This is a genomic window from Klebsiella sp. WP8-S18-ESBL-06, assembly GCF_014169755.1.
Lineage (GTDB): Bacteria > Pseudomonadota > Gammaproteobacteria > Enterobacterales > Enterobacteriaceae > Kluyvera > Kluyvera ascorbata_B.
Genome location: NZ_AP022256.1, coordinates 2464508 through 2482091, shown reverse-complemented (window position 1 = coordinate 2482091; position 17584 = coordinate 2464508). Strand labels below are relative to the sequence as shown.

Sequence of the window (17584 nt, the reverse complement as noted above, 5' to 3'; positions counted from 1 at the left end):
TTGCCTGGCCGGGTTTTCTTTCCGAGTGAGAACCTAACATGACCCGCGTTGAAACGATCGTGGTATCGGACGCCATCACCCTTCAGGCCGTTAATGAAGGCCATATTACCGATCTTCACCAGATGGTGCTGCGCAACCGTGACTGGCTGCAGCAGACGCTGAACTGGCCGCAGTTTGTGAACAGCGAGCAGGACACCCGCCAGAACGTGCAGGGCAATATGATGCTGCACCAGCGCGGCATCGCGAAAATGTTTCTGATTTTTGTCGACGGCAAAATGGCGGGCGTGCTGTCATTTAACCAGATTGAACCGTCGAATAAGACCGGGTATATCGGCTACTGGCTCGATGAAGCCGCGCAGGGTAAGGGGATTCTGTCGGCGTCGTTACAGGCGTTTATTCGCTATTACGTGGACCGCGGCGAAATCCGCCGCTTCGTGATCAAATGCCGGGTTGATAATCTGCGCAGCAATCAGGTGGCACAGCGTAACGGTTTCCAGCTGGAAGGATGCTTACGTCAGGCCGAGTTTCTTAACGATGTCTTCTACGATCAAAACCTCTACGCGCGAATTATCGAACAGTCTGATTTATAGCGCACCGAACAGCGGGGTGCGGGTGATACGCTGCGCGCCGCTAATCGCTTTACGCCCGCGCAGGTGGATGGCCTCACCCGGCAGCGCTTCTACCACCACGCTGTCGCCAATATCAATGTGATACTCGATCAGCACATCGCCCTCGATACGCGCGTCGCCCTGAATCACGACGTGATCGTCCAGCAGAATCGGCCCGCCGCGGAGCCGGGCATTTCCGCCGACCCTGACATGATGCTTCAGCACGCAGTTGCCCTCGATGACCGCGTTTTCTGCCACCTGCGCACTGTAGCGAAGAGTGGGGATCGCATCCTCACCGTGTCCGGCGATGATACGCGCGTTGCCGTAAACCCTGGCGCAGTCGCACACCCAGATGTTGTTCGCCTCATTGCCCTCTAACCGTGCGCGGTCATAGATCTCTGCCCGGTGTTCGATAAAGGCGTGACACAGCGACGCATCACCGTAGATTTGCGCCTGGTGCACAACCCGGCAGTCGGTTAAACGGGCGCGATCGTAGATTTGCAGCGGCAGATCGCTGTCAGCGGTCAGGCCCTTCGCGCCGACAATCTGGCACTGTTCGCCTATGTAGGCACTGCCAAACAGATGGCAGTGGCCGTGAACCCTGGCCCCTTTAACGATGACGTTCTCGCTCAGCCGCGCGCCGTGGCTGATACGACTGGCACATACCCGTGCGTTGCCGCCAATGGCTGCCTGATGGCTGACTTCGCAGATCTGCGTCAGCCGCGCGTTGCCGGCGACGGTTGCGCCCGCATAAACGAGGCTATTTTCATCGTAAATCCAGCAATCGCCTTCGTGACTTAACGCCTGCTCATCCGCAATCCACCCCCCCAGGCTGCCGGCGGCGACATCGGCAAAATCACGCAGGGCAATGATTTGCCACACCTGTACGCTCTCCCGAGCACCAGGCTCGCCAATTTGCACGCGACGGGAATTCTCACTGAGACGGTACTTTTTCATGGTGGCCTCTGACCTGGCGGATACCTTAAATGTAGCAAATTACGCTGGGCATAAGCGGGGATGAGGCGTATAACGAATAATACAAAAAATATTAATTAATACTAAATGTATTAGTGGTGAAAAAATGACAGAACGAAAATTACCAGACTATGGCGATGTCGCCGCCGCGGCGGAACGTATTGCCCACTATGCTCACCGTACGCCGGTGATGACCTCGCGCACCGCCAACGCTGATTTTGGTGCCGAAGTGTATTTCAAGTGCGAGAATTTTCAGCGTATGGGGGCGTTTAAGTTTCGCGGCGCGATGAACGCGCTGTTGCAGTTTACGCCCGAGCAGCGCGCCGCTGGCGTCGTGGCTTTTTCCTCTGGCAACCATGCGCAGGCGGTGGCGCTGGCGGCTAAGCTGCTGTCGATTCCGGCAACGATCATCATGCCGCTCGATGCCCCGGCGGCCAAGGTGGCGGCCACTAAAGGTTACGGTGGCCGCGTTGTGACCTACGATCGCTATACCGAAGACCGGGAGCAGATTGGCCGTGAGCTGGCGCAAAAAGAGGGGCTGACGCTGATTCCGCCTTACGATCATCCGCAGGTGATCGCCGGTCAGGGCACGGCGGCGAAAGAGCTGATTGAGGACGTGGGGCCGCTGGACGCGCTGTTTGTGTGCCTGGGCGGCGGCGGTTTGCTGTCGGGTTCGGCGCTGGCCGCGCGGCATCTTTCGCCGCGGTGCGCTATCTACGGCGTTGAGCCCGAGGCGGGCAATGATGGGCAGCAGTCGCTGCGCAGCGGTCAAATTGTCCACATTGAGACGCCGAAAACCATCGCCGACGGTGCACAGACTCAGCATCTGGGCCACTACACGTTTCCCATTATCCAGCATACGGTGGAGGATATTCTGACCGTGAGTGATGATGAGCTGATCGCGGCGATGACGTTTTTTGCCGAGCGTATGAAAATGGTCGTCGAGCCGACCGGATGCCTCGGCTTTGCCGCGGCGCGGGCAAGAAAATCCTCGCTGCGGGGCAAAAAGGTCGGTGTGATTATCAGCGGCGGTAATGTGGATATCCACCGCTATGCCCGTTTTCTGGCCGGTGAAAGGGAAAGTTGATGCAGGATGATAATACGCTGCTCCGGCAGCTCGATAACATCGCGAAAGGGGTGAGCGCAACGTTGTCACCCTTTTGTGAGGTGGTGGTTCACGACCTTACGCACCCGGATCACGCCATTCTGGCGATACACAACAATTTATCCGGCAGAACGGTAGGGCAGCCGGCCACGGAAATGGGGCTGGCGCGCATTGCATCGGCGGAATTTCCGCAAATTGTGGCGAATTACGCCAATCAGTTTGCCGATGGCCGCCCGGTAAAAAGCACCTCCATCGGTATTAAAGACGCCAATGACGAATACGTCGCAGCACTGTGCCTTAACGTTGATATGACGCTGTTTCGCGGTATGCAAAGCGCGTTATCTCAGTTTACCGCAGTGGCCAGCGCGCCCCTGGTCGAGCACCTTGAGCCTGCTGGCCTGGAGGCTATCCGTCGTTATATCGACCGCTATGCGGCAACAAGGGCGACCACCGCACGAGCGCTGAGCGTTGACGACCGCAAAGCGCTGATACAGGCCCTGGGTCAGGAAGGGCTGCTGGAAGTACGTAAATCGATGGACACCGTGGCCCAACATCTTGGGATCTCGCGCGCTACCGCTTATCTCTATGCAAGACAGAAAAATGCCGTATAACGGAAAGACCGTTTACCTTAGCTAACGTCCATCTTCAGGAGAAAATATGCTGTTATCGAGTCTGCTTGCCATTGCTGCCGTGCTGATTATGGGGGTAATGAGCCCCGGCCCCAGCTTTATCTACGTGGCGCGAACGGCCGTCGTGCACTCCCGCGCCCACGGCCTGGTGACCGCGCTGGGCACCGGGGCTGGGGCCGCGACGTTTGCGCTGATGGCGATGCTGGGGCTGCAAAAGGTGCTGAATGCGGTACCGGAACTGTTTATCGGCCTGAAGCTGGCGGGCGGTGCTTATCTGATCTGGATAGGTATTAAAATTTTTCGCGGCGCACGTCAGCCGATGGCGATTGCCGTGGGGGGAGAAACGGTCTCTATTTCACTGTGGAAGGCGTTTCGCGATGGGCTGTTCACCCAGCTCAGCAACCCGAAAACGGCTATTGTTTTTGCCTCAATTTTCACTGCGCTGCTGCCCGCGCATATTCCTACCGTGTTTTATTACCTGATCCCCTTGATGAGCTTTGTTATTGACGCCGGTTGGTACGCGCTGGTGGCGCTGCTGCTGTCGGCGGAGAAGCCGCGTCGTGTTTATCTGCGTATGAAAGGGGCGGTAGACAGGGTCTCGGCGACCATTTTGGGGCTGCTGGGCGTGAAGCTTATCTATACTTCTTTTTCACGCTAGCGCCGCGCTAAAGAATCATTTAAAATGCAACTTAAATAAATTTGAATAAATAAACAAAATGCATAATAAAAACGACGAACGCCAGGTGCTGAATTTGCCCGCCGGCTATTTTGGCATGGTTCTCGGCACCATCGGGATGGGCTTCGCCTGGCGCTACGCCAGCACTATCTGGCCGCTGAGCCACGCCATCGGCGACGGGCTGGTGATACTGGCAATCGTGATGTGGGCGCTGCTGGCGCTGGCGTTTATTGTGCGCACAGTCCGCTTTCCGTATAGCGTCTGGCTGGAAATGCGCCATCCTATCGCCAGCAGCTTTGTGAGCCTGTTCCCGGCGACCACCATGCTGGTCGCGATTGGCGTAACGCCGTGGCTGCGGCCGCTGGCGTTGGCGCTGTTTATCATCGGGGTTGTGCTTCAACTGAGCTATGCTGCCTGGCAAACCGCCGGGCTGTGGCGCGGCGAACATCCGGCAGACGCCACCACGCCGGGGCTGTATCTGCCGACGGTGGCGAATAACTTTATCAGCGCCATGGCCTGCGGTGCTCTGGGCTTTAACGACGCCGGGCTGGTGTTCCTGGGGGCCGGGGTGATTTCCTGGATAACGCTGGAACCCGCGATTGTACAGCGCCTGCGTAGCGGCGGCGCGCTATCGATTCCGCTGCGTACTTCGCTCGGCATTCAGCTGGCCCCCGCGCTGGTGGCCTGTAACGCATGGCTGAGCGTCAACGGCGGCCACGCGGACGTGTTCGCCAAAATGCTGTTTGGCTATGGGCTGCTTCAGCTACTGTTTATGCTGCGTTTGATGCCGTGGTATCTGCGCCAGGCGTTTAACGCCTCGTTCTGGAGCTTCTCGTTCGGTATCTCCGCGCTGGCCTCTACCGGGCTGCATCTCGGGCATGCCAGCGGCTCCGGCTTTTTCCACTACCTGGCGCTGCCGCTGTTTATCTTCACGAATATCGTGATCGGCCTGCTGCTGATTAAAACGCTGCTGTTGCTGCTTCAGGGTAAATTTTTGACGCGAGCTGCTGCGTCGACACTGATGAAACCGAAGGATGACTAATGACCATGCGTGATGAAAACTACTTCACCGAAAAATACGGCCTGACCCGTACCCATTCCGATGTCGTGCATGCGGCGACGATCGTTAAGCCGGGTAAGGCACTCGATCTGGGCTGCGGTAACGGGCGTAACAGTCTTTATCTGGCGGCGAACGGTTATGACGTAACGGCGTGGGATAAAAACCCGATGAGCATCCAGAATCTGTTGTCGATTCGCGAGGCTGAAGGGCTAACCTCTTTGCAGGCGGCGGTCAAGGACCTTAATACGCTGAGCTTTGACGGCGCGTACGACTTTATTTTGTCTACCGTGGTGATGATGTTCCTTGAACCGGGGACGATCCCGCGTCTGATTGCCAACATGCAGCGCTGCACCGTTGCAGGGGGCTATAACCTGATCGTTGCGGCGATGGATACCGATGATTTTCCGTGCACGGTGGGTTTCCCGTTCGCGTTTAAGGCCGGCGAGTTGAAGGCATATTATGCGGGGTGGGATCTGTTGAAATATAACGAAGACGTTGGCGAGCTTCACCGTACGGACGAGCAGGGTAATCGAATTAAATTGCGCTTTGCCACCCTGCTGGCGCGTAAGAAATCATAATTAGTATTTATATAACGGGCGAAGAGCCCGTTATATGGTGAATTCTTTTTATTAATATTGCGTGTCTCCTCTATTTTTGTCGCGACAATCTCCTGATTCCTTTGCTATAACTTACTGGCATCTGTGCATTTCTCAGGGATTATCTCATGCGTACTCAAACGTTTTTTAAAGCGGCGGTTCTTGTCGGCGTTCTGGCTCTTGCCGGTTGTGCATCTAAGACCACCACGCCCGAGCAGTATTCCGGCTTTTTGAAAGATTATTCTGGCCTCAAACAAACGACAACGGCGTCCGGGAAAACCGAGCTGCGTTGGATCTCTCCGGACTACAAACCGGCCAACTACGCGAACGTTGTTTATAACCCTGTTACCTATTATCCGGTGCCGAAACCGACCACGCAGGTGGGTGAAAAAGCGCTGAACGACATTCTGGCCTATACCAATACCGAGCTGAAAAAAGCCATCAGCGAGCGCAAGCCGCTGGCGACCACCGCCGGTCCGCATAGCCTGATTTTCCGCGGTGCGATTACTGCTGTTGACTCCAGCAAAGAAGGGCTGCAGTTCTACGAGGTGATCCCGATTGCGATGGTCGTTGCCGGTACGCAGGCGGCCACAGGCCATCGCACCATGAACACCAACCTATATTTTGAAGGCGAACTGATTGATGCGGCCACCAACAAACCGGTTATCAAAGTGGTGCGTAAAGGGGAAGGCAAAGACCTGTCGAACTCAGATGCGAAACTGACGCTGGATACGCTGAAACAGGTGATTGATGATATGGCGATTGATGCGGTGAAATTCGATCCGTCGCAGAAATAAAAAATATCCCATCATGAATAAAGGGGCACCGATAAGGTAGCCCCTTTATTTATGATGGTATTATATTTTTGATGAATACATTATTCCGATTTTGTGGCCGATTATTTTCCCTGTCAGAGAAAATATCGTGCCGTCAGCATGATCGCGTCATTACTTTTACTCTCGAACGGCACGGTTGATTTATTTTCCACAGCACATTGCGTGAAGGACTAGGCGCGGCTGAGAAACGGCAGACGCCAGGCCAGCGGTTTGGCGAACATCACCAGATTGCCCAGCAGAATCAGCACCAGCCCGACGACGGCGTTTGCGTGCCATTGGTAACCTTCGTAGACCGTTGACAGCGTCAGCGCAACCAGCGGAAACAGCAGGGTACTGTAGGCGGCATTGCTGGCGCCGATGCGGCCAACCAGCGTGAAATAGACGCCGAAGGCAATGACCGAGCCGAACAGCGCCAGATAGAACAGCGCGCCCATATAGCTGAGGGTCCACTGCGGTGTGAAATCATCGCCGCGCAGCAGGGCGACAAGGCCAATGACTATCGTGCCGTAGAGCATCGCCCAGGCGTTAGTGGTGAGCGTCTCCAGCCCGCGGCGCTGGTGACGCAGACTGAGCATATTGCCCAGTGAGAAACCGTAGGTGCCCAGCGCGCTGAGGAGAATACCGGCCAGCAACGTACTGCTCATCCCCACGGCCTGCAGATCGTCCCAGAAGAGCGTCACAATCCCGGCCAACCCCAACAGCGCCGCCGCGTAAAAGCGTTTGGGCGGCGTCTGGCGGAAGAAAATAAAGCTATTAATCGCGTTAAACAGAACCGCCATCGAGAAAATAACCGATTCCAGACCGGTATTGATCCATTTCGCGGCGGTGTAAAAACAGAGGAAGTTAAAACCAAATACGCAGCAGCCTTGTACCATGCAGAACAGGTGGTCACGCAGCGCTAGCGGCCGCAGGCGGCGCAGGCACAGCAGAATGGTCAGCATGGTGGTGCTGGCGATGGCGAAGCGCCAGAAAATAGAGACGGCTTCGGGCACCGGACCCTGCTGTAAAAAGATGGCAATCCAGGTGGTACCCCAAATAACGACAACTAAAGCATAGAGCAGCGCGTTCATTTTTCCTCACAACGGTTATCGCGACAGAGATCCAGTCTGCCGCACGCGTGTCGTCGCCGCTTGCAGAAGGTTGCGGATGACTTGCATATTCTTGCGGTTTTTTGCCGTATAGCGGCGCAGAAAAGTAGCATCCACCCGCGACAGCCCCTAGACTAGGGCTATCGTTAATCGTGACAGAAATCGTAATGACCCACACCTACGCGACGTTTGAAAGACTACGGAGTCAGAAAGCTATTCTGCGGGAAACCGTCGCGCTCAATTCCGGCATTCAGCTTGCCGCGTGGTACAACAAACTCGATACGCTGACGGTGCAAAGCGATCATCATACCCTAAGCCTGTACGTCGCCGACGGCTATGAAAGCTACCAGAAAACGCCACACGGCTGGAAAAACGGCGGCGGGCCTAACCGTTTTTGCCTGATGCCGGAGGACAGTGAATCGACGTGGGATATTCGTGGCGATCTGTCGTTCGTGCATCTTTACTGCACCGATGAACACCTGCGCCACGTTGGGGAGCAGGTGTGGGATCGTAGTCCGGCTAGCGTGACGCTGGATGAACAAATCTTTGGCGATGACCCGAAAATTACGCTGCTCTACCGCCATTTTTTGCTCGGCTGTGACTGGCAGCAGCCGGCGAATCAGCTGACGTTAAGCAGCGCCAGCACGCTGCTGCTGACCCATTTGCTACAAAATTATGCCAACGTCCAGTGGCGTCTGCCGACGGTCACCGGTGGGCTGGCACCGGGGGTGTTACGAAATACGCTGGATTATATTGACGCGCATCTCAGCGAGCCGTTAACGCTGGCCGACCTCGCCGCGCAGGCATCGTTGAGCGAGTATCACTTTGCGCGCATGTTCCGTCAGTCTGTGGGCCTGGCGCCGCATCAGTACGTGATGCAGCGGCGGATGGATACGGCTCAGCAGATGGTGCGCTTTAGCGCATTGCCATTAACCGACATTGCGCTACGCTGCGGTTTTAGCTCCGCGAGCCACTTCAGCAACCGTTTCAAAACGGCAATCGGCGTGACGCCATCGCAGCTACGCGCGAGCCTTGCTGGCTAACAGCGCGAAGCTCACCCCACCCAGCACTAAGCCCCAGAATGCGGAGCCGATACCCGCGAGGGTTATGCCGCTGGCGGTCACCAGGAAAGTGACCAGCGCGGCGTCGCGTTCACGTTCCGCATTCAGAGCCTGAAACAGACTTCCGCCCAACGTACCGAGCAGCGCCAGCCCCGCCAGCATTTGAATCCACGCGACGGGAAGCGCTGCCATCAGCGCGGTGATCGAACCACCGAAGATGCCTGCCAGAAGATAAAACACGCCTGCCGCCGCTGCGGCCAACCAGCGTTTTTGCGGATCGGGGTGAGCATCCGGGCTTTGGCAAATGGCGGCGGTAATGGCGGCAATGCACACCGAATAAACGCCAAACGGCGCCAGCAGCAGGCCAAAGGCGCCGCTGATCACCATCAGCGGCGAGACCGGCACCCGATAGCCCGACGCCTGTAGCGTGGCAAGGCCGGGCGCATTTTGCGAGGCCATCGTGACGAGGAAAAAGGGAATGCCTACGCTCAGTAACGCGGTGAGTGAAAAATGAGGCGTGACAAACTGAGGTGCAACGAAAGCCAGGTTAAGTGATTTCGTGACAACGTCACCTTTAAGCCATGCCACCGCGATCCCCACGGCCATGGCGGCCACCACCGCATAGCGTGGCGCCAGCGCTTTACACAGCAGCCAGCCCATCAGCATACTGCCGCATAGCAGCAGTTGCCCCTGTAGGGTGGCAAAAGCCTGAAGGCCGAAACGCAATAAAATCCCCGCCAGCATCGCCGCGGCCAGTGAATGCGGGATCAGCCTCATCAGACGGGCGAACCAGCCGGTCAGGCCGCAGATGACAATCAGCGCGTTAGCGAAAATAAAAATGCCTACGGCTTCGTTGAGCGTCGCGCCCTGCAGGCCACCAACCAGCAGCGCCGCGCCGGGCGTTGACCACGCGGTCAGAATAGGGACTTTACGCCACAGCGTCAGAACCAGCGTGCTGAGGCCCATGGCCAACCCTAACGCCGTCATCCAGCCGGAAATTTGCAGCGGGCTTGCACCCGCAGCAGCGGCGGCCTGCCAGATAATTGCCGCCGAGCTGGCATAGCCGACCAGAACGGCTACAAACCCCGCCAGCAGCGAGGGGAAAGGAATAAGATAGGATCGCATTGTAGACCTTTGTGCGTTATAACGTACATTGAATGTATCATTGTGCGCTATAGCGCACAAGTGGCGTGCGACGGGCGAAAACACGTGCTGGCTGGGGTATACTGCGAAAAGGCAACGACATGGAGGCTGAATGAATATTGCGCAACACCTGGCGACAACGCTAAAACACCTGCGTCAGCAGCGGGCATGGAGCCTGTCTAAGCTCGCCGAAGAGACGGGCGTTTCCAAGGCTATGCTCGGGCAGATTGAACGTAATGAGTCCAGCCCGACGGTGGCAACGCTGTGGAAAATTGCCACGGGCCTGAACGTGCCGTTCTCGGTGTTTATCACGCCGCCGTCGCCCGGTCTTGAACAGGCGTTCGATCCTCAGCAGCAGGCGATGGTGGTCACGCCGGTGTTTCCGTGGGATCCGGAACTGTGTTTTGACCATTTTTCCATTACGCTGGCACCCGGCGCGCTGAGCGAATCGACTCCGCACGAAAAAGGGGTGATTGAACATGTGGTGGTGATTGAAGGGCGTTTGGATATGCACGTGATGGACGAATGGCGCACGCTGTCGGCGGGGGAAGGGCTGCGGTTCGCTGGCGATCTTGCGCATGCATATCGCAACAGCACAGAGCAGACCGTGCATTTTCACTCGCTGATTCACTATCCCAAAGAAAAAGCCGCAGGAAACCCTGCGGCAAATCGCGACAATCAATCCTGATGTGGCCGTTACGAGGAAATCCCGAACACGCTAGCGACTGTAACGCGTTGCTCCCGGCTTCGGAACTGAGAATTCTGGCAATCGGTTTTCGAAATTAAGCTAACGGTGGCGCAGAAGCGGTGGAAACTGTTTTCGTCTCTCGCCGCTTCTGGCTACAATAGCCGCCATTTTGTGACTCTACTGGATAACTCAGACCGTATGCGCCAGCAGAACGCTCTTCTCGAACTCCTCAGCCCGGCCCGCGACACGGCGATAGCCCGGGAAGCGATACTTCACGGTGCCGATGCCGTTTATATCGGCGGCCCGGGTTTTGGCGCACGCCATAACGCCAGCAACAGTCTTCAGGACATTGCCGCGCTGGTGCCGTTTGCTCACCGCTACGGCGCGAAGATTTTTATCACGCTCAATACCATCCTGCATGACGATGAGCTGGCGCCGGCGCAGAAGCTGATCACCCAACTGTATGATGCCGGCGTGGATGCGCTGATCGTGCAGGATATGGGCATCCTGCAGCTTGATATCCCTCCGATAGAACTGCATGCCAGCACCCAATGCGATATTCGCAGCGTGGAGAAAGCTAAATTCCTCTCTGACGTTGGTTTTAGCCAGATCGTTCTGGCGCGTGAGCTGAATTTGCAGCAGATCAAAGCGATTCACGATGCTGCCGACGCCACCATTGAATTCTTTATTCACGGTGCGCTGTGCGTGGCCTATTCCGGCCAGTGTAATATCTCTCATGCGCAAACCGGGCGCAGCGCCAACCGCGGTGACTGCTCCCAGGCCTGTCGCCTGCCGTATACGCTGAAAGACGATCGGGGACGCGTGGTCGCGTTTGAAAAGCACCTGCTGTCGATGAAAGACAACGATCAAACCGCCAACCTTGGCGCGTTGATTGATGCAGGCGTGCGCTCCTTCAAAATTGAGGGGCGCTATAAAGATATGAGCTATGTGAAAAATATCACTGCACACTATCGCCAGATGCTGGACGCCATTATTGAAGAACGCGGCGATTTGGCCCGGGCTTCCGCTGGCCGTACCGAGCATTTCTTTGTGCCGTCGACCGATAAAACCTTCCACCGCGGCAGCACGGATTATTTCGTCAATCAGCGTCAGATGAACATTGGTGCGTTTGACTCGCCGAAGTTCGTCGGTCTGCCGGTAGGGGAAGTGCTGAAGGTTAACAAAGAGACGCTGGATGTTGAAGTGAGCGAGCCGCTGGCCAACGGCGACGGTCTCAACGTGCTCATCAAACGCGAAGTTGTCGGTTTTCGTGCCAATACGGTGGAGAAGATTGCTGAAAATCGCTACCGCGTTTGGCCAAACGAGATGCCGGCTGACCTGCATAAGGTGCGTCCGCATCAGGTGCTCAACCGGAACCTCGATCACAACTGGCAGCAGGCGCTGTTGAAAACCTCCAGCGAGCGCCGCATCGCCGTGGATATCGAGCTGTCTGGCTGGCAGGAACAGCTGGTGCTGACGCTAGCCAGCGAAGACGGCGTGGCGGTGACCCACACTTTAGACGGGGAATTTGCAGCGGCGCATAACGCAGAGAAAGCGCTGAGCCAGCTGCAAGACGGGATCGCTAAACTGGGGCAAACGCTGTACTACGCACGCAACGTTGAAGTGCTGCTGCCGGAAGCGCTGTTTGTTCCGAACAGTCTGCTTAACCAGCTGCGTCGTGAAACCGTGGCGTTGCTCGACCAGGCGCGGCTGGATGCCTATGTTCGCGGCAGTCGTAAAACGGTTGCCGAACCGGCGCCGGTGTACCCCGAAAGCCATCTGAGTTTCCTGGCTAACGTTTATAACCATAAAGCGCGTGAATTTTACCACCGTTATGGCGTTCAGCTGATTGATGCAGCCTATGAAGCGCACGAAGAGAAGGGCGACGTGCCGGTGATGATCACCAAGCACTGCCTGCGCTTTGCCTTCAATCTGTGCCCGAAGCAGGCGAAAGGGTCGATTAAAAGCTGGAAAGCGACGCCGATGCAGCTCATCAACGGTGATGAAGTCCTGACGCTGAAGTTTGACTGTCGTCCGTGCGAAATGCACGTGATTGGCAAGATTAAAAATCACATACTGAAGATGCCGCTACCGGGGAGCGTGGTGGCCTCGGTAAGCCCGGACGAATTGCTGAAAACGCTGCCTAAGCGGAAAGCTTGACGCTAATGCCACTCGCCAGCGCGGGGGCATATAAAGTAAAAGGCCGGAAAGCGAGTGTGCTCTCCGGCCTTTTTTAATTAATTACGCTGGTCGTTCGGCGGTGGCAGTTTGTTGTCGCCGTCATGTTTTGGCGGCTGACCTTTACCATCGTGCTGCTGACCCTTGTTATCGCGCGGCGGTTGGCCTTTGCCATCATGCTGCTGACCTTTGTTGTCGCGCGGCGGTTGGCCTTTGCCATCGTGCTGCTGACCTTTTTCATCACGCGGCGGCTGGCCTTTGCCATCGTGCTGCGGGCCTTTGTTATCGTGCTGACCCTGATGCTGTTGTTCTACAGGCGGCTTTTTCGGCGGATCCTGACGATCGGCGGCAAAGGCGGTTGAACACAGGCCCAGCGCCAGAATCGCAGACAGTGCAATACGTTTTTTCATCATGTACTCCAGACATTGCTTTGGTGCAATGGCGTTAGTTGACCAACAAAACGTGGAGGAAATGTGAAGGCCAGAGCAATTAGGATTTCTCTTGGCCAGTACGATTCAATACCCAGGCAGCTGTTCTTTCAGGCTTTAAAACCGGCAGCGGTCATCAGCATGCGAAATAAGCCGCCCACCGTTGCCAGCGCCAGCACGCTGCCGCCCCACAGCGCAATTAACCAGAACAGGCGTGATATCCAGCGGCTTTTCATCAGTGATATCCCTCATTTTGCGGCACTTTGCCGCGAAACACGTAATAGCTCCAGAAGGTGTACGCCAGAATGACGGGAATAATAAAGATGGCGCCAATCAGCATAAACTCCTGGCTTTGTTGCGGCGCGGCGGCCTGCCACAGCGTGATAGACGGTGGAATAATCGCGGGCCAGATGCTGATACCCAACCCGCTAAAGCCCAGGAATACCAGCGCGAGCGTCAGAATAAACGGCGGCACATGGCTTTCACGCAGCGCCAGTTGATGCCATAGCGCGCCGCTTGCGGCCAGCACCAGCAGCGGGACCGGCAGCAGAGAGTAGAGATTGGGCAGGCTAAACCAGCGCGCTGCGATTGCGGCATGCTGAAGCGGCGTCCACGCGCTGATAATCGCCATCACCGCCAGCAGCGCGAGCAGCAGTCCACGCGCAGCGCGGCGCATACGGCTTTGCAGAGCGGCTTCGCTTTTCATGACCAGCCAGGTTGCGCCCAGCAGCGCATAGGCGATGACCAGCCCTACGCCGCAGAAGAGCGAGAATGGCGTCAGCCAGTCGAATGGGCCACCACTGAAGGCGCGCTGGCTGACGGGAAAACCGTTAATGACGGCTCCGACAACTACGCCCTGGCAGAAGGTGGCCAGCATCGAGCCGCCCATAAAGGCGTTATCCCAGAACGGGCGATGTGAAGGCGTGGCATTGAAGCGAAACTCGAAGGCGACGCCGCGGAAAATCAGCCCGATAAGCATCAGCGAAAGCGGAATCGTCAACGCATCAATAATGACCGCGTAGGCCAGCGGGAACGCGCCAAAGAGTGCTGCACCGCCGAGTACCAGCCAGGTTTCATTGCCGTCCCATACCGGAGCGACGCTGTTGACCATTACGTCACGCTCCTGTGCGCTGCGGGTAAAGGGAAACAGGATGCCAATACCTAAATCAAAGCCGTCCATGACGATATACATCAGGGTGGCAAAGACAATAATCACAAACCAGACAATAGACAGATCGACATTCATGCTCGCTTCTCCTGGGACGACTGTGCGGTGATCGCGGCGGAAAGTGGACGCGACGGCGTACCGTGCGGCGGTGGATTAAACGGCTGAGGCCCTTTGCGAATCAGTCGTACCATGTAGCTGTAGCCGACGCCGAAGACCGCGCTGTACACCACAAAGAAGGCCAGCAGGCTGATGCTCATATGCAGATCGCCGTGGGCCGAGACGGCTTCCGCCGTACGCTGCAAGCCGTAGACCACCCACGGCTGACGACCGACTTCGGTGGTCACCCATCCCGCGAGAATGGCGATGAGCCCCGATGGCCCCATCAGCAGCGCGAACCACAGGAACGGGCGTGAAGTATAAAGCGTCTGTTTTTTGCGTAGCCACAGCGCGACGACGCCTAGCAACAGCATCAGCATGCCTAATCCGGCCATAATGCGGAACGACCAGAAAACGATCGTCGAGTTTGGCCGGTCTTCTTTGGCAAAGTCTTTGAGTGCAGGCACCTGTTTATCCAGACTGTGGGTGAGGATCAGGCTGCCCAGCGCCGGGATTTCCAACCCGTAGCGGGTACGCTCCTGGTTCATGTCCGGCCAGCCAAACAGCAGCAGCGGCGTCGGTTCTCCCGGCGGATTTTCCCAGTGGCCTTCAATCGCTGCAATCTTTGCAGGCTGATGCTTCAGCGTATTCAGCCCGTGCATATCGCCAACCATCGCTTGAATAGGGGCGACAATCAGGGTCATCCACAGCGACATGGAGAACATCACGCGTACTGCCGGTGAGGGGTTGCCACGCAGTAAATGCCAGGCTGCCGAAGCGCCGACAAACAGCGCGCTGCTCAGAAACGCAGCGATGCACATATGCAGCAGGCGGTAAGGGAATGATGGGTTAAATACCACCGCAAACCAGTCTACCGGCACCACTTGACCATTGACGATTTCGTAGCCCTGCGGCGTTTGCATCCAGCTGTTGGAAGCGAGGATCCAGAACGTTGAGATCAGCGTGCCGAGGGCCACCATGCAGGTGGCGAAAAAGTGCAACCCTGGCCCAACGCGGTTCCAGCCAAACAGCATCACCCCGAGAAAACCGGCTTCGAGGAAGAAGGCGGTCAGCACTTCGTAGGTCAGCAGCGGGCCGGTAATGCTGCCGGCAAACTGCGAGAAACCGCTCCAGTTGGTGCCAAACTGGTAGGCCATCACCAGGCCGGAGACGACGCCCATGCCAAAATTGACGGCGAAAATCTTCGACCAGAACTGATACAGCGAACGCCAGAGCGGGTTATGGGTTTTTAGCCATAGACCTTCCAGCACCGCCAGGTAACTTGCCAGCCCAATAGTGATAGCAGGGAAGATAATGTGAAACGACACGGTAAAGGCAAACTGAATTCGTGCGAGGTGAAACGCATCAAGACCGAACATGCAGACTCCGGAAAATAGAATAACTCCCGGTGATTTTACGCAGCGGCGTGAATGGGTTGCAGAAACAGTCGCCGCCTTTTAAATGATAACAGTTTTGCTTTTTTATTTGCCCGTTTTTCCGACAAAGCTAATTCAATCATGGCGATAGAGTGAATATATCAGTTACATAAAAATGCAAAAATTGTAACGCTGATATAATATATTCGCACAGTTTGCGCGATTGGGATCGACCATGAAAAAGTACCAGCGGCTTGCCGAGCAGATGACGGAACAGATCGCCCACGGGGTGTGGCAGCCGGGTGATAAGCTGCCGTCGCTGCGCGAGCAGGTGGCCAATAGCGGTATGAGCTTTATGACCGTCAGCCATGCGTATCAGCTGCTGGAAAGCCAGGGGCGGATTGTTGCACGCCCGCAGTCCGGTTATTACGTGGCGCCGCATCCGGTAGCACCGCGCGCGGCGGCCCCCGCACAGGTAATGCCGGATAACGCCGTCGATATCAATACCTACATCTTTGAGGTACTGCAGGCCAGCCGCAACGCGGCGGTGCTGCCGTTTGCCTCGGCGTTTCCCGACCCTAAACTGTTCCCGCTGCCGCAGCTGAACCGTTCGCTGGCACAGGTGAGTAAAACCGCCACGGCCATGAGCGTGATTGAAAACCTGCCGCCGGGTAACGATGAGCTGCGTCATGCTATTGCCCGCCGCTATGCGTTACAGGGTATGACGATATCCCCTGATGAGATTGTGATTACCGCCGGTGCGCTGGAAGCGCTGAACCTGAGCCTTCAGGCGGTAACGGAGCCGGGCGATTGGGTGATCGTGGAGAACCCCTGTTTTTACGGGGCGCTTCAGGCGCTGGAACGCCTGAAGCTGAGAGCGCTGTCGGTTGCCACCGACGTGAAGGATGGGATTGATCTCGACGCATTGGTGCAGGCGCTACAGAACTATCCGGTGAAAGCCTGCTGGCTGATGACTAACAGCCAGAACCCGCTGGGTTTTACGCTGACGCCGGAAAAGAAAGCGAAGCTTATTCAGATCCTTACCGCCCACAATGTGACCCTGATTGAAGACGATGTTTACAGCGAGCTCTATTTTGGCCGAGAGAAGCCGCTGCCCGCGAAGGCGTGGGATAAGCAGGATATGACGCTGCACTGCAGTTCGTTTTCCAAATGCCTGGTTCCTGGGTTCCGTATTGGCTGGGTGGCGGCCGGTAAACATGCGCGTCGCATTCAGCATTTGCAGCTGATGAGCACGCTGTCGACCAGTTCGCCGATGCAGCTCGCTTTGGTCGACTATCTGGCAACGAAGCGCTACGACGCTCACCTGCGCCGCTTGCGCCGCCAGCTGGCCGAACGTAAGCAATTGGCGTGGCAGTCGCTGCTGCGTTCGCTGCCGCCTGAGGTGCGCATTCACCATAACGATAGCGGCTATTTTCTCTGGCTGGAGCTGCCGGCCGGGATGGATGCGGGCACGCTGAGTGCGAAAGCGCTGGAACACCACATTAGTATTGCTCCAGGCAAAATGTTTTCGACGACCGACAGCTGGTCGTCATTTTTCCGCTTTAATACCGCGTGGGGCTGGGGGGAAAGAGAAGATAAAGCGGTCGAAACCCTGGGGCAACTTATTCGACAAATGCTGAGTTAATCACCAACGCTTATTTTCAGCTTCTGTATTTAATTATTCCCCCGGTTATTCGGGGGCTTTTCATTTTGGCTGGTCATAGGAAATTCGCATAGCACCTGCGGCCAGTAACTCCTTGTCTATAATCCATATTATCTGCATTGATTATTGCTTTTTTGCGGAATGCGCACTTTGTCACAACCTGTGCAAATTTTTATCTGCCGCAACGGTGGTTGTCATGGCGCCGTCTAT

The 17584-nt window shown here is 56.4% G+C and carries 18 protein-coding genes; 11 read left to right on the top strand and 7 right to left on the bottom strand.

Features of this window, described 5'->3' with window-relative positions; translation table 11 throughout:
- Positions 1 to 38 precede the first annotated feature (38 nt).
- Positions 39 to 590, top strand: a complete 552-nt coding sequence (rimL, locus tag H7R76_RS11875) for a 50S ribosomal protein L7/L12-serine acetyltransferase (protein ID WP_106929123.1) — start codon at positions 39 to 41, stop codon at positions 588 to 590.
- Here rimL and ydcK read toward each other — a convergent pair.
- The gene (gene ydcK / locus H7R76_RS11870) at positions 585 to 1565 is read right to left on the bottom strand and encodes a YdcK family protein (RefSeq protein ID WP_182928960.1); all 981 of its coding nucleotides are present in this window, start codon (positions 1563 to 1565) and stop codon (positions 585 to 587) included. The genes rimL and ydcK overlap by 6 nt on opposite strands.
- Before the next feature lie 124 nt (positions 1566 to 1689).
- Between ydcK and H7R76_RS11865 the strand changes: the two genes are divergently transcribed.
- From H7R76_RS11865 to H7R76_RS11840, 6 genes are all read left to right on the top strand, one after another.
- Positions 1690 to 2670, top strand: a complete 981-nt coding sequence (locus tag H7R76_RS11865; RefSeq protein WP_182928959.1) for a threo-3-hydroxy-L-aspartate ammonia-lyase — start codon at positions 1690 to 1692, stop codon at positions 2668 to 2670.
- Complete coding sequence (locus H7R76_RS11860) at positions 2670 to 3299, top strand: helix-turn-helix transcriptional regulator (protein WP_182967882.1); 630 nt, start codon at positions 2670 to 2672, stop codon at positions 3297 to 3299. Before H7R76_RS11865 ends, H7R76_RS11860 begins: the two co-directional genes overlap by 1 nt.
- 46 nt (positions 3300 to 3345) lie before the next feature.
- Positions 3346 to 3975 carry a LysE family translocator gene (locus H7R76_RS11855; RefSeq protein ID WP_182928271.1) on the top strand — a complete coding sequence of 210 codons (630 nt, stop codon included), beginning with the start codon at positions 3346 to 3348 and terminating at the stop codon, positions 3973 to 3975.
- Between the two features lie 58 nt (positions 3976 to 4033).
- The gene (gene tehA, locus H7R76_RS11850) at positions 4034 to 5035 is read left to right on the top strand and encodes a dicarboxylate transporter/tellurite-resistance protein TehA (RefSeq protein WP_182967880.1); all 1002 of its coding nucleotides are present in this window, start codon (positions 4034 to 4036) and stop codon (positions 5033 to 5035) included.
- Positions 5035 to 5631: a tellurite resistance methyltransferase TehB gene (gene tehB, locus H7R76_RS11845; protein WP_106929113.1), complete on the top strand. Its 597-nt coding sequence runs from the start codon at positions 5035 to 5037 to the stop codon at positions 5629 to 5631. The genes tehA and tehB overlap by 1 nt, the downstream gene beginning before the upstream one ends.
- Before the next feature lie 146 nt (positions 5632 to 5777).
- Positions 5778 to 6446, top strand: a complete 669-nt coding sequence (locus H7R76_RS11840; RefSeq protein WP_106929111.1) for a DUF3313 domain-containing protein — start codon at positions 5778 to 5780, stop codon at positions 6444 to 6446.
- Positions 6447 to 6655: 209 nt separating this feature from the next.
- Here the strand turns inward: H7R76_RS11840 and H7R76_RS11835 are convergent, their stop codons facing one another.
- Positions 6656 to 7555, bottom strand: a complete 900-nt coding sequence (locus tag H7R76_RS11835) for a DMT family transporter (protein ID WP_106929109.1) — start codon at positions 7553 to 7555, stop codon at positions 6656 to 6658.
- A gap of 185 nt (positions 7556 to 7740) precedes the next feature.
- On the opposite strand from H7R76_RS11835, the gene H7R76_RS11830 reads away from it, so the two are divergent.
- On the top strand, positions 7741 to 8616 hold the full coding sequence (locus tag H7R76_RS11830) for a helix-turn-helix domain-containing protein (RefSeq protein WP_182967878.1): 876 nt from the start codon (positions 7741 to 7743) through the stop codon (positions 8614 to 8616).
- Here H7R76_RS11830 and H7R76_RS11825 read toward each other — a convergent pair.
- Positions 8593 to 9759, bottom strand: a complete 1167-nt coding sequence (locus H7R76_RS11825; RefSeq protein ID WP_182967876.1) for a benzoate/H(+) symporter BenE family transporter — start codon at positions 9757 to 9759, stop codon at positions 8593 to 8595. The two genes, H7R76_RS11830 and H7R76_RS11825, sit on opposite strands and share 24 nt — an antisense overlap.
- Before the next feature lie 130 nt (positions 9760 to 9889).
- On the opposite strand from H7R76_RS11825, the gene H7R76_RS11820 reads away from it, so the two are divergent.
- Together H7R76_RS11820 and H7R76_RS11815 are read left to right on the top strand one after the other, a co-directional pair.
- Positions 9890 to 10465 carry a helix-turn-helix domain-containing protein gene (locus H7R76_RS11820; RefSeq protein WP_182967875.1) on the top strand — a complete coding sequence of 192 codons (576 nt, stop codon included), beginning with the start codon at positions 9890 to 9892 and terminating at the stop codon, positions 10463 to 10465.
- Between the two features lie 198 nt (positions 10466 to 10663).
- Positions 10664 to 12625 carry a peptidase U32 family protein gene (locus H7R76_RS11815; RefSeq protein ID WP_182967873.1) on the top strand — a complete coding sequence of 654 codons (1962 nt, stop codon included), beginning with the start codon at positions 10664 to 10666 and terminating at the stop codon, positions 12623 to 12625.
- A 77-nt stretch (positions 12626 to 12702) separates the two neighbouring features.
- On the opposite strand, the gene H7R76_RS11810 is transcribed toward H7R76_RS11815, so the two are convergent.
- From H7R76_RS11810 to H7R76_RS11795, 4 genes are all read right to left on the bottom strand, one after another.
- Positions 12703 to 13056, bottom strand: coding sequence for a hypothetical protein (locus H7R76_RS11810; protein WP_227673967.1), 354 nt, complete (start codon positions 13054 to 13056; stop codon positions 12703 to 12705).
- A 125-nt stretch (positions 13057 to 13181) separates the two neighbouring features.
- Positions 13182 to 13307 carry a DUF2474 domain-containing protein gene (locus H7R76_RS11805; RefSeq protein WP_181358025.1) on the bottom strand — a complete coding sequence of 42 codons (126 nt, stop codon included), beginning with the start codon at positions 13305 to 13307 and terminating at the stop codon, positions 13182 to 13184.
- Positions 13307 to 14317: a cytochrome d ubiquinol oxidase subunit II gene (gene cydB, locus H7R76_RS11800; protein ID WP_106929098.1), complete on the bottom strand. Its 1011-nt coding sequence runs from the start codon at positions 14315 to 14317 to the stop codon at positions 13307 to 13309. Before cydB ends, H7R76_RS11805 begins: the two co-directional genes overlap by 1 nt.
- On the bottom strand, positions 14314 to 15714 hold the full coding sequence (locus H7R76_RS11795) for a cytochrome ubiquinol oxidase subunit I (RefSeq protein ID WP_182928954.1): 1401 nt from the start codon (positions 15712 to 15714) through the stop codon (positions 14314 to 14316). The genes cydB and H7R76_RS11795 overlap by 4 nt, the downstream gene beginning before the upstream one ends.
- A 232-nt stretch (positions 15715 to 15946) precedes the next feature.
- Here H7R76_RS11795 and H7R76_RS11790 point away from each other — a divergent pair, with 232 nt between their 5' ends.
- Positions 15947 to 17356, top strand: coding sequence for an aminotransferase-like domain-containing protein (locus tag H7R76_RS11790; protein ID WP_106929095.1), 1410 nt, complete (start codon positions 15947 to 15949; stop codon positions 17354 to 17356).
- The last annotated feature ends 228 nt before the right edge of the window (positions 17357 to 17584 follow it).

Bases quoted from the DNA above. Each gene is read 5' to 3' on its own strand.
- rimL (WP_106929123.1), top strand. From the start codon at position 39: ATGACCCGCGTTGAAACGATCGTGGTATCGGACGCCATCACCCTTCAG.
- ydcK (WP_182928960.1), bottom strand. From the start codon at position 1,565: ATGAAAAAGTACCGTCTCAGTGAGAATTCCCGTCGCGTGCAAATTGGC.
- H7R76_RS11865 (WP_182928959.1), top strand. From the start codon at position 1,690: ATGACAGAACGAAAATTACCAGACTATGGCGATGTCGCCGCCGCGGCG.
- H7R76_RS11860 (WP_182967882.1), top strand. From the start codon at position 2,670: ATGCAGGATGATAATACGCTGCTCCGGCAGCTCGATAACATCGCGAAA.
- H7R76_RS11855 (WP_182928271.1), top strand. From the start codon at position 3,346: ATGCTGTTATCGAGTCTGCTTGCCATTGCTGCCGTGCTGATTATGGGG.
- tehA (WP_182967880.1), top strand. From the start codon at position 4,034: ATGCATAATAAAAACGACGAACGCCAGGTGCTGAATTTGCCCGCCGGC.
- tehB (WP_106929113.1), top strand. From the start codon at position 5,035: ATGACCATGCGTGATGAAAACTACTTCACCGAAAAATACGGCCTGACC.
- H7R76_RS11840 (WP_106929111.1), top strand. From the start codon at position 5,778: ATGCGTACTCAAACGTTTTTTAAAGCGGCGGTTCTTGTCGGCGTTCTG.
- H7R76_RS11835 (WP_106929109.1), bottom strand. From the start codon at position 7,555: ATGAACGCGCTGCTCTATGCTTTAGTTGTCGTTATTTGGGGTACCACC.
- H7R76_RS11830 (WP_182967878.1), top strand. From the start codon at position 7,741: ATGACCCACACCTACGCGACGTTTGAAAGACTACGGAGTCAGAAAGCT.
- H7R76_RS11825 (WP_182967876.1), bottom strand. From the start codon at position 9,759: ATGCGATCCTATCTTATTCCTTTCCCCTCGCTGCTGGCGGGGTTTGTA.
- H7R76_RS11820 (WP_182967875.1), top strand. From the start codon at position 9,890: ATGAATATTGCGCAACACCTGGCGACAACGCTAAAACACCTGCGTCAG.
- H7R76_RS11815 (WP_182967873.1), top strand. From the start codon at position 10,664: ATGCGCCAGCAGAACGCTCTTCTCGAACTCCTCAGCCCGGCCCGCGAC.
- H7R76_RS11810 (WP_227673967.1), bottom strand. From the start codon at position 13,056: ATGATGAAAAAACGTATTGCACTGTCTGCGATTCTGGCGCTGGGCCTG.
- H7R76_RS11805 (WP_181358025.1), bottom strand. From the start codon at position 13,307: ATGAAAAGCCGCTGGATATCACGCCTGTTCTGGTTAATTGCGCTGTGG.
- cydB (WP_106929098.1), bottom strand. From the start codon at position 14,317: ATGAATGTCGATCTGTCTATTGTCTGGTTTGTGATTATTGTCTTTGCC.
- H7R76_RS11795 (WP_182928954.1), bottom strand. From the start codon at position 15,714: ATGTTCGGTCTTGATGCGTTTCACCTCGCACGAATTCAGTTTGCCTTT.
- H7R76_RS11790 (WP_106929095.1), top strand. From the start codon at position 15,947: ATGAAAAAGTACCAGCGGCTTGCCGAGCAGATGACGGAACAGATCGCC.